This is a genomic window from Sporosarcina sp. FSL W7-1283, assembly GCF_038003105.1.
GTDB classification, from domain to species: domain Bacteria; phylum Bacillota; class Bacilli; order Bacillales_A; family Planococcaceae; genus Sporosarcina; species Sporosarcina newyorkensis.
On record NZ_JBBOOL010000001.1, the window covers coordinates 389,167 to 406,281 of the forward strand.

Consider the following 17,115-nt stretch of genomic DNA (forward strand, 5'->3'; position numbering starts at 1 on the left):
ATGTTAGAAGTTCGTAAAGTATATACAGCTATCGAAGAAACTCGTATGGAAGGTGGCAAACAATTAGACCAGCCGATCAAAATGATCACAACGATGTTGGTTATGAAGAATCCTTGGGTTGAAAGAGGATATGTAGAAGATTTAATGCCGGAAATTAATGAGTATGCTCCTGAAATTGGAGAGATTCTAGTGAAGGAATTATTTAAGCATATTGATTCTGCCGATGATGTTGAAGCTTTCGGTAAAGCTGCAGTAGTGGGTGTTGACGGTGAAATGGAACATGCTTCTGCTTTCATCCATACATTGAAGTTCGGTAATAAGTTCCGCGACGCTGTCGAAGGAAAAAGCATCTTGCCGTTTACGAACAAACGCGGCGGTGCAGGGACTGCTGTACTTATTCCCATGGTACACAAAAACGAAGACTCTAAACGTTCTCACTTCCTGACTTTCGAAGCGACGATTCCAGATGCACCACGTGCAAATGAAATTGTAGTTGCAATCAGTGTTTCGACAGCTGGCCGTCCATTCCCAAGAACCGGTGACCGCCACCAAGACATGGTTGAGATGGGTCTTGCCTAATGTCAAACATTTCGTATGATCAAGAAACCACTTTATATAAAGAAAAAGGAGTGGGAGAACCGTTAATCTTTATTCACGGTGTCGGACTGGATCATGCAATGTGGCAACAACAAGTGAATCGTTTGTCTGCAAATTACCGCGTAATTACGTATGACATGTTGGGACACGGGGGATCATCGCATCCTCCTGGTCCTTATTCACTTTCACAGTTTGTCGAGCAATTGTCCACGCTTGTGAATAAGCTGAAGCTTCCGAAAGTTAATATAGTAGGATTCTCCATGGGAGCAATGGTTGCACAGTCATTTGCCGCCAAATTTCCGGAGAAAATTAGAACCTTGACCATTATGAATTCGGTCGCCAACAGAACGTCCGAGCAGAGAAAAGCGATTGCTGCGAGAGTTGAAGAAGTGAAGAAATTAGGGCCGCAAGTCACAATCGAGCCTGCGATTCAGCGCTGGTTCAACCAAAAGTTTCAGGAAAAGAATCAGGAGATTGTCAATGAAGTGAGACACCGCCTCGAAACAAATAATGCAGATGGGTATATAGCTGCCTATACGTTATTTGCGACAGCGGATGAAGAGGTTTGGCAACAGTTGAAGGACATTACAGTTCCTTCACTCATCATAACAGGCGAATATGACGTGGGTTCGACACCGGAAATGTCGCAGCAAATACATGAAAAACTATTGAATTCTGAGTTGTTGGTTGTTCCGGATACAAGACATATGTTACCTGTCGAGAAGCCGGAAATCGTAAATCAGGCGATTCATTCATTTATCCAAAAGCATGTCAATTGAATGAAAGGAGTGTGCCGGGATGTCATTGAAAAAATATAAAATGTATATTAACGGTGAGTGGGTAGAATCGGAAAGCGGTGAATACTTCCCCAGCTATAATCCAGCAACGGGTGAAGCTTGGTGTGAAGTCGCCAAAGGTACGGAAGAAGATGTGAATCGAGCAGTGCAAGCAGCACATGAAGCTTTTCAAAATTCGGAATGGGCTGAGATGACCTACACAGAACGCGGTAAACTCGTGCATAAATTGGGAGAGCTGATTTCTCAAAATATTGAGAAGCTAGCGGAGTTCGAAACGAGGGATAATGGAAAATTACTTCGGGAAATGCGCGGTCAGCTCACTTATTTACCCGAATTTTTCTATTACTACGCAGGGTTGGCGGATAAAATCCACGGCCAAACCATGCCAATAGACAAGAAGGATATTTTCGCCTTCACGACAAGAGAGCCACTAGGCGTAGTTGCGGCAATCACACCATGGAATTCGCCGCTATACCTAACTACGATTAAATTAGCCCCAGCTTTAGTGGCAGGGAACACGATTGTCATTAAGCCATCTGAAATGACATCCGCTTCACTTCTTGAACTGATGAAGTATGTTGAAGAAGCAGGATTTCCAAAAGGCGTTGTCAATGTAGTCACCGGTTTTGGAATGCCGGTCGGCAATACGTTGACAGCTCATCCGCTCGTAAGAAGAGTAGCCTTTACAGGCGGGAACGAATCAGCACGTCATGTCGTTCGGAATACAGCGGAAAACTTCGCTCAAGTATCCTTGGAACTTGGCGGGAAATCACCGAATATCGTCTTTGAAGATGCCGATCCTGAAAGCGCTGCGATGGGTATCATTGCAGGGATATTCGGAGCATCCGGACAAAGTTGTGTAGCGGGATCCCGTGCGTTGCTCCACGTGGACATTTACGATCAAGTGCTTGAAAAGCTAGTGGAACGCGTTGAACAAATTAAAATAGGGGACCCCCTCCTAGATGATACTGAAATGGGACCACTTGCAACGGAAGCGCAACTAGAACGAGTGAAAGAATATGTGGGTATCGGCCAGGCGGAAGGCGGCAAAATCGTTATCGGCGGGAAAACCCCAGAGAATACCGACGCAGGTTGGTATTTTGAACCAACAATCATAGAGTTGATTAACCACGACGCACGTATTGCCCAAGAAGAGATTTTCGGACCTGTGTTGAGCATCATCCCATTCAAAGATGAGGAAGAAGCGATTGCTTTGGCCAATGGTACGGAATACGCCCTAGCCACAGGAATTTGGACTCGAGACGTCGCAAGAGCACACCGTGTAGCAAAAGCCGTTCACGCTGGTATCATATGGGTGAATACATACAGAAGTATTTCGCCACTTATGCCAATCGGAGGTTCGGGATTAAGCGGGCACGGAAGAGAAAGCGGTTTCGATGCAATTTATGAATATACACAAAGCAAAGCGGTTTGGATCAACACATCAAGCGAGCCTATGCCAGATCCATTCATCATGCGCTAAGCCGAAGCGGGCAATTAATATATATAGAGAGAGAGGAGAAACCGATATGCATATTGAAAAAGCGATTCATTTGCCGGATATAGCATTCGTACGTCTCTGCAATGATCGATTTGGAGTGAATAAAGGTCTCTACAACACAATAGACACGTTTTTCTATGATAGAGGATTTGAAGAAATTTTAGAAAGGCGTAAAAATGTGTTGGTCTTCCTTGAATATATTAAAAGAACAAGCGGAACGAAAGAGCAGCGTGTGAAATTCGGAAGTGGCGGGTTAAGCTTGAAAATCGAAGAATATTTAAAAGAAGAAAATAAGATCATTCAAATCATGAAGTATCAATCCAATATAGCCACCACCAGCAGAAAGAGGGTAAACTAGATGGCTAATAAATCACTAGCGAGCTTACAAACGAAACACTTACTTATTAATGGTGAATGGGTGGAAACAGAAGAGTATACTGAATTGCGTTCTCCGTATTCAGATGAGGTAATTGCCCATATTGCTAAAGCAACAAAAACAGAAGCTGATCAAGCGATCGAAGCAGCCTTACAAACACGTAAAGTGATGGCGAAAATGCCTGCTTATCAACGAGCGGAAATTTTGGAAAACTTAGTTTCCTTATTGCAGGAGCGTTCTGAAGAAGCGGCTGAGATCATTGCTTTGGAAGCAGCAAAACCAATTGCAACTGCAAGAGGTGAAGTAATCCGAACAATTGAGACGTATAAATTTGCAGCAGAAGAAGCGAAACGTATTCATGGAGAAACTCTTCCACTGGATGCGGCTCGGGGCGGAGTGAATCGCCTGGCCTACACCGTGCGAGAGCCGCTAGGAGTAATCGGTGCCATCACACCTTTTAATTTTCCGATGAACTTGGTGGCACATAAAGTCGGTCCTGCTATCGCAACTGGAAACACAATTGTTTTGAAACCGGCTGCACAAACACCATTATCCTCTTATTTTATAGCGGAACTTTTATTGGAGGCAGGATTGCCAGCGGGCGCGATTAATGTCATCACAGGAGACGGCAGAGAAGTTGGAGATCAAATCGTAACAGATAATCGAGTGAAAATGATCACATTTACAGGCAGTCCGGCGGTTGGTATCGGAATAAAAAGCAGGGCAGGATTGAAGAGAGTGACTCTTGAGCTAGGTTCAAATGCAGCTGTGATTATTGACAGTGGCGTAGACCTTGATAAAGTCGTTTCTCGCTGTGTGTCAGGTGCATTCTCTAACCAAGGACAGGTTTGTATCTCACTTCAACGCGCTTACGTTCACGAAAACCTATATGATGAATTCGTTTCGAAAATCGTGAAAGAAACAAAAAAACTCGTTATTGGTGATCCGTTACATGAAGAAACTGATGTATCCGCTTTGATTTCTTCAAAAGACGTGGAACGGACATTGAGTTGGATTGAAGAAGCAAAAAGACAAGGCGCAAAAGTGGCAACGGGCGGAGAAGCACAGGGGAATATCCTACTGCCAACAATCTTGACTGAAGCGGAACCGAATCAAAAGGTTTCCTGTAATGAAGTGTTTGCTCCAATCTTAGTCGTAGACAAAGTGAAATCAGTAGATGAAGCAATCGAGAAAGTAAACGATTCGCGTTTTGGACTTCAGGCAGGAATTTATACAAATGATATAAGCACGGCACTATATGCAGCGGATGAGTTGTATGTAGGCGGCGTCATGATCAATGACATTCCAACTTTCCGAGTGGATAACATGCCTTATGGCGGCGTCAAGGAAAGCGGGAATGGAAGAGAAGGATTGAAATATGCGGTTGAAGAAATGACGGAAATGAAATTAGTCGTCTGGAATCGTAATTAGGAGGCAATGTATGGCTTACTACGCGGCATTTTTGCATATGATTCAGCCTGAAAAAAATGAGGAAGTCCGTCCGCGTCATATTAAGTACTTGGATGAGCTGGATGAACAAGGGAAGATCTTTGCCCGTGGCCCTTTTGCCGATCAATCAGGCGGATTAGTTATTTATCAAGCGAATTCTTATGAGGAAGCACTGAAGTTGGCGGAGGCCGACCCTCATGTAGTGGAGAAAGTCCGACGGCTTGAGCTTAAAGAATGGAAACCCATTATCAGTGAGGTTTTAAAGTGACACTGTCTTTGTTGAACAAAGAAAAAGAGATAGGTTTTCCTTATTTACTTGCATGGTACATGGTAACGATTAACAGGAAGGAGGCCGTAAATTGGATGGACAGAATACAGCATTGCTTTTGATAGACCTCCAAAATGAGGGCGGTACGTCTGCTGTTCCTGGAATGGATCGAATCATCAAAAAGACAGCAGATTTAATCAAAGTATGCAGACAAAAGAAAATTCCTATTATTTATACGCGCCATATTAATAGAGGGGATGGGATTGGGCTTGCGAACCGAGAACCTGTCGACCAGAATGGAGAGCCTCTTTATTACCACACTGACTCCAACTCGATAGAAATTATCAGTGATTTGAGAAATCAACCTGGTGATATCATTGTAGATAAATATCGATACAGTGGTTTTCATGAATCCAGCTTAGACTTAATGTTGAGAAGCTTGAACATAAAGAACCTAATTGTCGGTGGAGTTCTAACCGATGTCTGTGTCCTTTCGACTGTAATGGACGCTTACTATCGTGATTATCAGATCGACCTGGTGAAAGATATTTGTGGAACTACTACAGATGGAGCGCATATGGCAGCGGTTTGTATGATGGCTAATTGGGTCTATGATATTTCTATATTTGATGCCGATCAAATGTGCAATAAATTATCGGGAGAATCGTATCATGTTTGGAAATCCAATGAGCCGGATGAATTACAATTTACACCTGATAATTTGAGAGAAGTGTATGACAAGTTAACAGTAAGCTGTACTGTATAATCAATTACTTTTGGCATTATGGTGTCCGTATTTTTTCGAGCCATTTAAATTCAGCCAGAGTTTAAACCTTCATTAAGTTCGATAAAACCATAAAAGCACCCCATTACTTATAGAAGTGCAGGACTTTAACCTTTCAGTTAAATTGTTAAAAAAGGAGGAAGAAAATGAAGTCTATCGAAAAAGTAGAAGCGGAAGTAGGCGTAACGATAGAGGTAGATGCTAAAACACCACTGAACAACCAACTAGATGCTACTACTGAAGAACATTACGCGACTGAAGAAGTCCCTATGAGTCAAAGGAATATTGGTTTTTTCGACATGGTGGCGATTTGGGTTGGAGCTAACTCAAACAACGCATCCTGGTATGTAGGAGGAACAGTAGCTGGGATGGCGTTTGCGGGTGCAATTGGGGTTACATTGATTTCTAATCCAATCGCTTATCTAATATTGGCACTGGTAGGTTACATGGGTTTTAAAGTAGGAACCTCTACTATGGCATTAACTAGACCAGCATTCGGAATTAAAGGAAGTCTTCTCCCTACAGTTTTAAACACAATTGTTTTCCTAGGATGGGCAGTAGTTAATACATTTATTGCCGTTATTTCAATGAGTTTTATTTTAAAAGATTTATTTGGATGGGCGGCATACGGGGAACCAGGCAGCAAGGGACCGATGATACTTGGGATTGTATTCATGAGTTTACTGAACTTGCTGGCCGTATCATTAGGACGGAATTCCATTAAGATTGTTGAAAGAATTGGAATCGTATTGGTTCTCATATTGGGTGTCTGGATAACAGTTGTCGTCTTGAATACGCATCCGCTATCAGCCATCCTGGATTGGAAAGCACCACCAGAATCTGTTGTGCCGGTTGGAAAAGCTGTGGATATCATGGCTGCGTTTAGTTTGGCTTGGGTGCTCGGGATTGCTGAGTTCACAAGATATACGCGGACAGCGAGAACAGCGACTGTCGCTCCACTTGTAGGGGCATACGTTTCACTTCTGTGGTTTGCTTTTATCGGAATTATCGCTACGATTGGTGCAGCGCTTTCTACCGGGGTGTACAATCCGGATAATTCAGACCCCAGTTCCATCGTAACGAATTTGGGACTTGGATCGTTTGCATTGATCCTCATTGTAGTAGCGTGTGTGACGACTAACGTTGTAAACTTGATGGCGGCAGGAATCTCCATCACGAATGTGACGAAAAAGGTAAAGCCTTTGCATTCCATTTGGATGGTGACCGTCCTAGCAGGATTCTTAATGCTCGTACCACTGTATCTAGCTAGTTTCTTGGATACGTTCATGGGCTTCTTGGATTATATCGGTATGGTTTTAAGTGCATTGCTTGGAATATTGGTAGCTGACTATTTCATAGTGAAGAAGCGCTCATATGATGTACGGGAATTCGAGAAAGTTGGGGGCGCCTACTGGTTTTACAAAGGCGTCAATCTTAAAGCCGTGGCAGTTTGGGCTTTGGGTGTTGTATTTTTCTTATCGGTTAGTAACTCGGGGCTCCTTAATAATTCAGTAGGGGCGGTATATCCAACAATTCTATTTACGGCAGTACTTTATAGTCTCATATCATTGAAAGGCAAGCAGCCAAAATTAACATAAGAGAATCCAGTAAAAACCAAAATGGAAAAGGAGAGATAGATGATGGGAAATATTGAAAAACAAGATCTTTTTAAACAAATCATGGGGAACTATCCTACAGGAGTTACAATCCTGACTACAACCAATGAAGATGGAACACCAGTAGGTTTGACAGTTAACTCGTTTGCTTCCGTATCGTTGGATCCGCTTATGGTACTGTGGTCAATCGATCATAAAGTATCTTCTTTGGAAGCGTTCACAAAAGGCGGGAAGTTTGCAGTTCACGTTTTGGCTGGCGAGCAGCAAGAGCTATGCAAAACATTCGCTAGCAAAGTTGAAGATCGTTTCGCTGATTGCAAATGGGAGCTTTCCGAAAATGGGTTGCCTATCATTGACGGTGCTTTCGGAGTGTTTGAATGCAAGACGTTCCAAACGGTTGAAGCGGGCGATCACACTATTTTAATTGGCGAAGTGATAGATTTACAGGCTGATACAACGAAAGAACCGATGCTGTATCACCGCAGATGTTTCGGCTCGGTTCCTCCTGTATTTTACGAGCCAATTAACTCTCCTTCTTGATAATAGATAAGAGTAAGAAGCCAAGACTTTTTTTGAAAAGTTTCTTGGCTTTTTATGTCTCAGGATACCTGCCTCCACACCGAGTCTTCAATTATTCAGACAATCGGAACACTTTGCTAAATTGGAAATACAAGATAATGCATTGACAGTTCCACAAGTACGATATATTCTGTACTATAAGTTTTTGAATAGTACAGGCAACACGAATTAAAGTCGTGTTGCTTTTTTTTTTGAGATTGGTGTTGAAAAGTATGAGGAAAGGTGGAAACAAGGTTTACTCAGCATAACATTATAAATTTGTAACAAATCGAAATTTTGGAGGAGAATTATGACGAAAGACTATTGGAAGAATATTCGTCAAAAGATAGATTGGCCTGTGTTTCTATGCAGTGGAGGCGTACTGGTAGCATTTGTGCTGTTTTCATTTTTTAAAGTGGATGCGGTCAGTAATTTTGTGAATAAAGGATTTGATTTGTCGATTCATTACTTTGGCGCGTACTGGCAGTTTCTCATGATGGCCACCTTTGTGGTGGGGGCGGTAATAGCAGGGTCCAAGTATGGTAAGGTCCGCCTGGGCGATGCCAAGAAGCCTGAAATGACTTATTTTAAATGGGTAGCCGTAATCTTAACGACGGGACTTGGAGCGGGCGGTGTCTTCTGGGCAGCGGCAGAGCCGATGTATTATTTTCTGGACGTGCCCCCGATGCATAAAGGTATAGCGGGTAGCACCGATGAAGCGATCGGGCCTGCTTTGGCTCAAAGCTATATGTCATGGGGCTTTACTGCATGGTCTGTCTATGGTGCTATCAGTTCGATCATTTTGATTTACGCGCATAAACATAAAGGGATGCCGTTGAAGCCCAGAACTCTGTTATATCCGATATTGAAAGAAAGGATTTTAACGAGCAAATGGGGTACGGCAACGGATGTGTTTTGTATTATCGGCGCCGCAGCAGGCACAATTGGTCCGATTGGATTTCTTGGGTTACAAGTCAGCTATGGGCTCAGTTCAATTTTCGGAATACCGGATACGTTTAGTACACAGCTTTCTGTGATCGTTATTTTGACAGGAGTCGTACTTGTATCCACGCTTACAGGTATTGAAAAAGGGATCCAATTTTTAAGTAAGCTGAATGTGAATCTAGTTGTAGTGATTGCCGCCTTCTTGCTTTTATTTGGTCCTGGTCTATTCATCATCAACTCGTTCATGTCTTCCTATGGTACGTATATTAGCGAATTCATAAATATAAGCACATTCCGTGGCGATGAAGCATGGCTTGGCGGTTGGTTGCTCTTTTTCTTCGGATGGTTTATTGGTTTTGGCCCGTTGGTGGCATTATTCGTGGCAAGAATATCGAACGGAAGAAAAATTCGTGAGATATTTGTAGTGGTTGCGGTAATCGCGCCGATCATTACAAACTTCTGGTTCACGGTACTTGGCGGAACAGGTATTTTCTATGAATTAAATAACGCAGGTTCTGTCAGTGGTCCGTTAGAAGAAGGCGGATTGCCGAGCGCGATCATCGCCATCGCAGAGCAAATGCCTTTGGGAGCCATCATGCCTTCTGTTTTCTTGATCTTGACAACGTTATTCGTTGTGACGACCGTAGATTCCATGTCATATTCCATTTCAATGGCTGTGACTGGTGACGGAAATCCCCCTAAAATTATTCGTGTGTTCTGGGCTGTTGTTATGGCTACCATTGCAACGATTCTAATCAAAATAGGGGGTGGAGGCATCGGAGCATTGCAGTCGTTTGTCGTTATCGCTGCAATTCCGGTATCAATCCTTTTACTTCCCGTGGTGTGGTACGCGCCGAAAGTTGCGAAAGTGTTGGCTATTGAACAAGGGATTGTTAAGGAAGAGAAAGAGATTGTCGAGGCAGATGCAATAGATAGTGAAATGGAAGTAAAGAGTCAGTTGTGAAATGTACCAAATCGCTCACTATTTAAATAGAAGAAACAAGAAAAGAAACAACGCGAATCGATAGGAGATTCGCGTTGTTTTTTATATCTTTATAGAGTTCCAGTTGAATTCAGAATGGTATTTACTTTCTATTGCCGTGGTGACACGGGTACCCAACATGTTCCGCATCGTGAAAAAATGCTAATTAATCAAGGGGTATGGCAACCTCCAAATCTTTCAACACTTTTAAATAAGGCATTTCAAAAGTAACCAATGTCAATGGCTCATTCGGTTTGACTTTCTGGAACTCTTGGACGTAAGTGTTGGATTGAATACGCTCAGGATATCCTTGTGTATTGTTGGCTAAGTTATTTCCTTTTGCATCCTCCAACCAAAGTGTGTTGTATTGGAAATGTCCATCGTAAGGAAAATCACTTGCTGTTTCGAAAGTGAGCAGGGTTTGATTTTTTTCGTATTGAATATCTTTAATGATGATCGATCCCATGTCACCTTGGTCAATGGACATAGGCAATTGATCCGGCTGTAGAACATTTTCCACTTTTTCGGGTGCTCCCGTGTCAACAGGCACTAGAAACGGGCTTACGGTCAAAGTCTCGGAGTCTTCTTGCAATGGCTCGTATCGGACTTCCATGTTCATGACGTGTTTGCCATTTTCCATTAATCCTGTACCGCGACTGTCTAACATGGTCAAGGCATCGCCTTTGTCATTCAGTAGATTGAATTGAAGGAGATGATCATCAATCATTTGTAGGCTCATTTCGTCAGGCGAAGTGAGTGTAAGCGATAGTTTAATACCCGCGGCGCCTATTTTCACATTGTTTATACTAATCGTTTGGTCTTGATAAGTTACGGTTTGATTGGATTCGATCGTTCGTGCGTCTTCTTTTGCCTTTGACACAGGTATTTTGAAATTCCATGCTCCCTGTACATCGCCTATTTCATTTAGTCCTATTTGGAGATCAAATGAATCGGGCAGCTCGCCGACAGGGGCTATATCGATGACGCCTGCATATTGCGTGTCGGATAAAGGTTTTCCAGTTCTGCCATCACCAAAATTGATTTCTTTCCCATTCACCTTCAGTTGCAGCTCTCCCAATCTTCCGCGCTCGCCGGTGAATTCTTGAACATATCCCACCGATAGACGAGTACCGTCATAATAGACATCTTGGATGGTCAAACCAATCCCTTGGTCTGTAACGGTTTGCCCGATGCCTTCCGAGAGACCCCGCTTGCTGGCAATAACTAATCCCATATCGCCCGCTACTTCAAACACGGAATCCAACACAGGGACAGACGATAAAACTTTAGCCATGGTAGGAGAGACGAAGGCGGAACTGATTGTCAGAAACGTTGTGGCTGCAACGGCTGCCAGCATTGGGTAAAACTTTCGTCGAGTGGTCTTTCCGTTAGTTTTCGCTTGTTTGACGCCAGCGTGGATGGCTTGATTCAGCTTGTCATGGGGAACTTCAATTTTATCGATCGCTTTTTTAATATCATGCAGTTGTTTATTCATTGATGCATACCTCCTTAAAAGTAGTTCTCAATTTATTGATGGCCCGGTGTAAATTGGTCTTTACGGTGCCTTCCGGGCATTCCAAAATCTTGGCAATTTGTTTGACAGACAAGTCTTGATAAAAACGCAGCAGTACAGCCGTTTTGTATTTTTCCTCCAGTTGATCGATCGCGTTCAGTAAGTCCAATTTGTCTTCTGAAAAGGCAGTTTGATGTGATTCAATTCTTTCCAACGACTCTTGTTCGATGGGGATCACTTTGTTATTTTTTCGAATAAAGTCTAGCGAGCTATTGATCAAAATTCTCGTCAGCCAAGTGGAAAAGTAAGCAGGTTCTTTCAAGCTGGAGATCGAGGTATACGCCTTATAAATCGTTTCCTGCACAATATCGAGCGCATCTGTCTCATTTTTCACATACGTAAACGCAATTCGGTACAACTTTTCTTTCTCTTGGTCAATTAATGTCAAGAATGCTTGATCATTCCCTTTTTGCGCTTTTTTCAGCAACTTTGAATAATTCATAGTGGCACTCCTTTCGTCCGGACATTGGTTAGACTGTTTGCGAGCTGGTTTCGTTTCAAGTGAATTGAGGTAGTGGGCTTTAAATCATGATGAAGGGTAACTGTACAAGGAACAACCTTGTTTGATTTATTCTATAGTTTTTTAAAAACGATTATTGTACTTTCATTTTTCTCATCAGGCAGTTCATGACCTTTGAGAAATTGACAGTTTAGGAAACTCAAGTTTACACTGAGGAAGATTGAATATTTACTAAACTATAGGAGGTATGACAATATGGATTTACAATTGGCGGGTAAACATGCCCTCATATCTGCTTCTAGTCAAGGACTTGGCAGAGCTGTTGCGGAAGAGTTATTGAATGAAGGCGCAAACGTCATGATAACCGGGAGAGATGCGGAGAAACTGCGGAAAGTTACAGAGGAATTAAGATTACTAGATAAAGGGAATGTCGACTATCATGCATGTGATATTACCAACTACGAAGAGATTAAGGCGCTCGTTGCATACAGCCGAAAAGTATTTGGAAAGATTGATATCTTAATTAACAACGCTGGCGGACCGCCCGCTGGAACGTTTGCTGATTTCGACGACGAGGCGTGGCAGTCTGCGTTCGAACTAACCTTGCTGAGCTATATCCGTTTTATACGAGAAGTTGTTCCGGACATGAAAGAGAACGGAGGGCGGATTATCAGCCTGGCTTCCAGTTCTGTCAAACAGCCGATACCTGGTTTGATTTTATCAAATGTTTTCCGGACAGGTGTTGTCGGCCTGTCCAAAACATTGGCTACAGAGCTGGCTCCTTATAATATTTTGGTGAATGTTGTGGGTCCGGGTCTCATTCTTACAGATCGATTGGAGCATATTAGAGAATCAAATGCGCAGAAAAAAGGTGTTTCAATAGAAGATTTTGAGAAAGAGCAGCTTGAATCCATACCGTTAGGGCGTTATGGAGATCCGAAAGAATTTGCGAAGGTCGTGGCGTTCTTGGCTTCAGATGCAAATTCCTATTTAACGGGGAGCACATTGTTAGTGGATGGTGGTATGGTGAACGTAGTCTAACGGTTTGCAACCGCCTATCCTTAACTAGTGCAGCAACTTGTTCGATATACTGGTTCTATATGCCAAATACAGGATAGGGAAGGCTGTTTGCCGTGAAAAATAGTCAGATTTATATAGTGTTAATTGGAGTTATGTTGTTATGGGGAGTCAATGTCTCGGCGTTAAAAGTGCTTGTCGATCACTTTGCTCCGATTACCATTACCGCTGTTCGAATATTCACCGCCGCCTCCATGGTATTCATTATCTTGTTTTTCATGAAGAAAATCCGGCTGCCGCAAAGGGAAGAGTGGGGGCTGGTAATTGGCGGAGCTTTTACGAGTGTTGTAGCCCATCATTACTTTCTATCTGATGGGCTGGCCAAGACGAGTGCTGCGAATGGTGGTTTAATCTTAGGATTAGGACCACTGTTAACAGCTGTTTTATCTGTCATCATATTAAAGGAAAAGCTGACGATTTGGCGCTTATCAGGTTTTTTGTTGGGTGGTATTGGGGTCGGCTTTACCGTGCTTGCCGGCAGCGGAGGGCTGGGTCAGGTTTCGATAGGAGATATGGAAATTCTGTTGGCCATCCTTTCACAGGTATTCAGTTTTATTATTATAAAAAAAGCCTCTGAAAAGATGGATGCTAGACTGCTGACCGGTTATATGTTGCTAATTGGTTCCTTGTTTCTGCTGCTGATTGCTCTTTGGAAGGAGCCGAATGGTATCACGAGTTTGTGCACTGGCTCTGTTTCGATATGGTTGATTTTTCTCTTTTCTGCCCTATTTGCAACTGCTATCGGTCATATGGTCTATAACTCAATGATTCAAAAGATTGGTGCAGCCGGTGCTTCGATTTTTCTGAACTTAAACACGTTCTTCTCGTTGATTGGTGCAGGTTTATTTTTAGGTGAAAAGCTGTTGCCTGCTCATTTTATTGGTCTTATTTTTATTGTTCTCGGTGTTTCGCTTGGTTCAGGAGCGTTGGAATATTATGTGCGGAGCATGAGGAAAATGGGGACTGAAGACAAGGGCGTCGAATGAGTCGTAGTTAATAGGAGATGCAAGAGTATTTCTATTACTTTAACGGTTCGTGAGGTACAAAAAACGGAAGTGAGACAGAGGATATTCGGGCTTTTTCATGCATTGACGTCTTGTAAGAACGGGAATTCACCTATAGTAGACTGAGTAGCTTTAAAATTACAGTGCCAAGTATGTAAATGCCTTTGTCTTTGCAATTGTATTACGCTCTTCAGGAAACTTTTTAAATAAGTTGTTGTAATCTTCGTCATATTTGTCGAGTATTTCTCCGAGTAGCCCATCTCTCGATAGCACAACAAACAAAAAATATGCTGACACTTAATTTACATCACTTAAGTCCGCCTCTCTGATTAAAAAACTTTAATGGTAGTTATTCATTCATTAAATCATACACATGGAATGAACGAAATTTAGAGGGATTGTAAAATGTTAATACAAGGAGGGGGGCAAAAATTATGGCTTCCACTCCTGTTTTATTTTCTTAAGAATTAGCATTTTTTTATTATAAATTTATTCTTATTTCCCCACCGTCACCGCACTAAAATTCAATACTTAGACTGCTGATCGATCACTACATTAGCATGCTGATACGTATGGAACATGTATAATCTAGAGTCCAACTAATGACATTATGAAGAATAACTATCAACTAATCTGTGTCACTTATGCAAAAAACAAATGCGATTATTAGAACTGTCATTTTTGTTCGCAAACTGGCACTAAATTTTAGCGGTGCATGTGACCTTCTTTTGCATGTTATCGGTACCATCAATTGGAATTTGTGAGAGTGATAGAGGGGAGAACTTTATATAAATTGAAATTAAATCTAAACTATATGCATTTCAACAAGTATCTATCCGTACAGACCTGCTAGTAATTTCATGTATAAATACCTGTTTAAAGCTATGATATGATGGAAGAAATGTTAGTACAGGAGAGATTGTGGTTTATTCAATAGAATTATGGGCGGTTCTTCTAGTATATCGCTTTTCTCCCCGGTTTTTTACTTACATAAAATCTGATTACAACCCGGCTGTTTTATTGGACTTTAACATATATTTTTGCATACGCATCAGGGCTTACTTAAACAGGAGGTAGAAATAAAAGTGAGTGTCAAATGCTCAGTAGAAATGAAGGGAGAATGAGGCAGATGGAATACAAAGATTCGTTAAAAGTCGGGATGATCAAATATGATGATAGGTTAATTGCAGAAGGAATGGGATTGCTTTTTGAAACTGCTCCAATTGGCCTTGTGGTTTTGGACGACAAGGGCTGTGTCAAGTCGCTAAATCTTTATGCTAGGGAAAAGTTTAAGAGTGCAGCTATATCTGAAGGGTCATATATAATGGATTACATAGAAACTGTTTCCGCATCCGAGACATTTAAAATGATTAGGTGCAACATAGATGGAGAGACGTTGATTGGAAAAATAGAGAAGTACGAAAACGGGGATTATCTGCTTCTGCAAACGGAAGAAGAATTGGATCAACTTTTACTTGGAATAGATACGTATCGAAATCTGCTGCTCGATTTCAAGGCAATCTTTGACCACTCGTATGACGTAATTTATGTATCGGATGGACAAGGTCAGACTTTACGGGTGAGCGCAGCTAGTGAGCGGCTATGGGGTTATAAGGAAAGCGAACTTGTCGGGAAGACGGTATATCAGCTTGAGGCAGAAGGAGTGTTTACACCGTCTGTTACTCGTGAAGTTCTGGAGCGCGAGGAAAAGGTTTCGCTTGTTCAAACAACTAAGATGGGTCGACGACTCCTCGTAGTTGGTACGCCAATAAAGGATTCTAATGGGAACATACTTCGTGTGGTGAACGCTTCGAGAGATGTAACGGAGTTAAAGGAACTGAAAGGCGAAATTGATTTGCTGAAACAGATGATGGAAGGGTACCGACAAGAGATCGAGCAACTCCGTGAGAATGAAGCATTGGAACGACGATTCATCGCCAGGAGTGCTGGAATGAGACAGGTAGTTCAATTTGCGCAGCGGGTTGCGAAAGCGGACTCACCAATTCTCCTGCTTGGCGAATCGGGAGTCGGCAAAGAAGGAATTGCTACGCTGATTCACAAATGGAGTAACCGCAGCAGTGGTCCATTGCTGGTCACCAGCTGTGAAACAGTCTCTGCTGAAATGTTGGAAAAGGAACTGCTTGGGGCAGAGGACCGTCTTGGGTTGATAGAAATGGCAAACTCAGGGACTTTATTCTTGGAACAAGTCGACAAAATGCCTATGTCTATTCAGGCTAAACTAGTGCGTGCACTGCAACGAGGAATTTTGGAAGAAAAAAAGGTGGATGTTAGAATCATTGCTACGGCGAGTGAGGATTTGAAGGTTAAGCTTGAGGAAGGCAAATTCAGGGAAGACTTTTATTACTATTTGAATGTCGTGCCGATTGAGGTGCCGTCACTTCGGGAGCGCCGCGAGGACATCATTCCACTTATCATCCACTTCTTGAAGGAATTAAACGAGCTCTATAAGGACGATAGAAAGATTAACCCTAATGTGCTTAAAACACTCGAAAAATATGATTGGCCTGGAAATGTCCAAGAGCTGCGGAATATTACCGAGAGGCTTTATGTTACATCCGAGGGTCAAGAGATAGGACCGGAAGCATTGCCAAGCTCGCTCGATCTGATCAATAGAAACGAACAGGCGGTCCAAGTTTATGAAATCATGCCATTAAAAAGTGCAGTAGAATTGGTGGAGCAACAACTCTTGGAACTGGCAGGAAAGAAATATGCTTCTACTACTCAAATTGCAAGAGCTTTGCAGATTGACCAATCCACAGTGAGCCGGAAGCTGAAACGTTACTTTAAAGAAGAGTAATGCAGAAATGCAAAGTGGTTATGCAACAATGCATAGGTTCCGAATGTATATGTATATAAGTGCCGTAAAGGCGATAATCAACCGTTGTGGGAAAAAGATCCCTAACGGTTGTTTTTTATTAAAAACGTACATCTAAAGGATGTGTTCCGATGATCCCACTTCTTGTATACCCAAAGTTGCCCTTCTTGTTACCTCTTTTTACTTACTCATTTAAGATGGGAGAACACCATTCAAACGCCTTGTATATATGGCGGAATGCATAGAATAATCACTAAAATTGAATTGTTCGATAAATATTTGGGTGTTATAA

16 protein-coding genes are annotated in these 17,115 nt (G+C 42.3%); 13 read left to right on the forward strand and 3 right to left on the reverse strand.

Features of this window, described 5'->3' with window-relative positions; genetic code table 11:
• From MKY93_RS01850 to MKY93_RS01895, 10 genes are all read left to right on the forward strand, one after another.
• On the forward strand, nucleotides 1-579 hold the full coding sequence (locus MKY93_RS01850; RefSeq protein WP_009766384.1) for an amino acid synthesis family protein: 579 nt from the start codon (nucleotides 1-3) through the stop codon (nucleotides 577-579).
• On the forward strand, nucleotides 579-1,376 hold the full coding sequence (locus MKY93_RS01855) for an alpha/beta fold hydrolase (protein ID WP_009766383.1): 798 nt from the start codon (nucleotides 579-581) through the stop codon (nucleotides 1,374-1,376). The genes MKY93_RS01850 and MKY93_RS01855 overlap by 1 nt, the downstream gene beginning before the upstream one ends.
• A 19-nt stretch (nucleotides 1,377-1,395) precedes the next feature.
• The gene (locus tag MKY93_RS01860; protein ID WP_340758072.1) at nucleotides 1,396-2,877 is read left to right on the forward strand and encodes an aldehyde dehydrogenase; all 1,482 of its coding nucleotides are present in this window, start codon (nucleotides 1,396-1,398) and stop codon (nucleotides 2,875-2,877) included.
• Between the two features lie 46 nt (nucleotides 2,878-2,923).
• Nucleotides 2,924-3,253 (forward strand): hypothetical protein, encoded by a 330-nt coding sequence (locus MKY93_RS01865; protein WP_009766381.1) that lies wholly within the window; start codon nucleotides 2,924-2,926, stop codon nucleotides 3,251-3,253.
• Entirely contained in the window at nucleotides 3,254-4,702 is a 1,449-nt protein-coding gene (locus tag MKY93_RS01870; protein ID WP_009766380.1) for an aldehyde dehydrogenase family protein, read from the forward strand. It abuts the gene before it with no gap.
• A gap of 10 nt (nucleotides 4,703-4,712) precedes the next feature.
• On the forward strand, nucleotides 4,713-4,988 hold the full coding sequence (locus tag MKY93_RS01875) for a YciI family protein (RefSeq protein WP_009766379.1): 276 nt from the start codon (nucleotides 4,713-4,715) through the stop codon (nucleotides 4,986-4,988).
• A 91-nt stretch (nucleotides 4,989-5,079) separates the two neighbouring features.
• A complete protein-coding gene (locus MKY93_RS01880) occupies nucleotides 5,080-5,754 on the forward strand; it encodes a cysteine hydrolase family protein (RefSeq protein ID WP_078817520.1) in 675 nt (224 codons plus the stop codon).
• Between the two features lie 164 nt (nucleotides 5,755-5,918).
• Nucleotides 5,919-7,370, forward strand: a complete 1,452-nt coding sequence (locus tag MKY93_RS01885) for a cytosine permease (RefSeq protein WP_009766377.1) — start codon at nucleotides 5,919-5,921, stop codon at nucleotides 7,368-7,370.
• A gap of 39 nt (nucleotides 7,371-7,409) precedes the next feature.
• The gene (locus tag MKY93_RS01890) at nucleotides 7,410-7,928 is read left to right on the forward strand and encodes a flavin reductase family protein (RefSeq protein ID WP_009766376.1); all 519 of its coding nucleotides are present in this window, start codon (nucleotides 7,410-7,412) and stop codon (nucleotides 7,926-7,928) included.
• Nucleotides 7,929-8,256: 328 nt separating this feature from the next.
• Entirely contained in the window at nucleotides 8,257-9,855 is a 1,599-nt protein-coding gene (locus tag MKY93_RS01895; RefSeq protein ID WP_340758073.1) for a BCCT family transporter, read from the forward strand.
• A gap of 184 nt (nucleotides 9,856-10,039) precedes the next feature.
• Here the strand turns inward: MKY93_RS01895 and MKY93_RS01900 are convergent, their stop codons facing one another.
• Both MKY93_RS01900 and MKY93_RS01905 read right to left on the reverse strand, forming a co-directional pair.
• Entirely contained in the window at nucleotides 10,040-11,368 is a 1,329-nt protein-coding gene (locus MKY93_RS01900) for a DUF4179 domain-containing protein (RefSeq protein WP_340758074.1), read from the reverse strand.
• A complete protein-coding gene (locus MKY93_RS01905; RefSeq protein WP_078817516.1) occupies nucleotides 11,361-11,888 on the reverse strand; it encodes a sigma-70 family RNA polymerase sigma factor in 528 nt (175 codons plus the stop codon). Before MKY93_RS01905 ends, MKY93_RS01900 begins: the two co-directional genes overlap by 8 nt.
• A gap of 273 nt (nucleotides 11,889-12,161) precedes the next feature.
• On the opposite strand from MKY93_RS01905, the gene MKY93_RS01910 reads away from it, so the two are divergent.
• Nucleotides 12,162-12,947 (forward strand): SDR family oxidoreductase, encoded by a 786-nt coding sequence (locus MKY93_RS01910; RefSeq protein ID WP_340758075.1) that lies wholly within the window; start codon nucleotides 12,162-12,164, stop codon nucleotides 12,945-12,947.
• Between the two features lie 92 nt (nucleotides 12,948-13,039).
• Nucleotides 13,040-13,969, forward strand: a complete 930-nt coding sequence (locus tag MKY93_RS01915) for a DMT family transporter (RefSeq protein WP_340758076.1) — start codon at nucleotides 13,040-13,042, stop codon at nucleotides 13,967-13,969.
• Nucleotides 13,970-14,125: 156 nt separating this feature from the next.
• Here MKY93_RS01915 and MKY93_RS01920 read toward each other — a convergent pair whose 3' ends face one another.
• On the reverse strand, nucleotides 14,126-14,284 hold the full coding sequence (locus tag MKY93_RS01920) for a hypothetical protein (RefSeq protein ID WP_340758077.1): 159 nt from the start codon (nucleotides 14,282-14,284) through the stop codon (nucleotides 14,126-14,128).
• Between the two features lie 832 nt (nucleotides 14,285-15,116).
• Here MKY93_RS01920 and MKY93_RS01925 point away from each other — a divergent pair.
• Entirely contained in the window at nucleotides 15,117-16,805 is a 1,689-nt protein-coding gene (locus tag MKY93_RS01925; protein WP_340758078.1) for a sigma-54 interaction domain-containing protein, read from the forward strand.
• The last annotated feature ends 310 nt before the right edge of the window (nucleotides 16,806-17,115 follow it).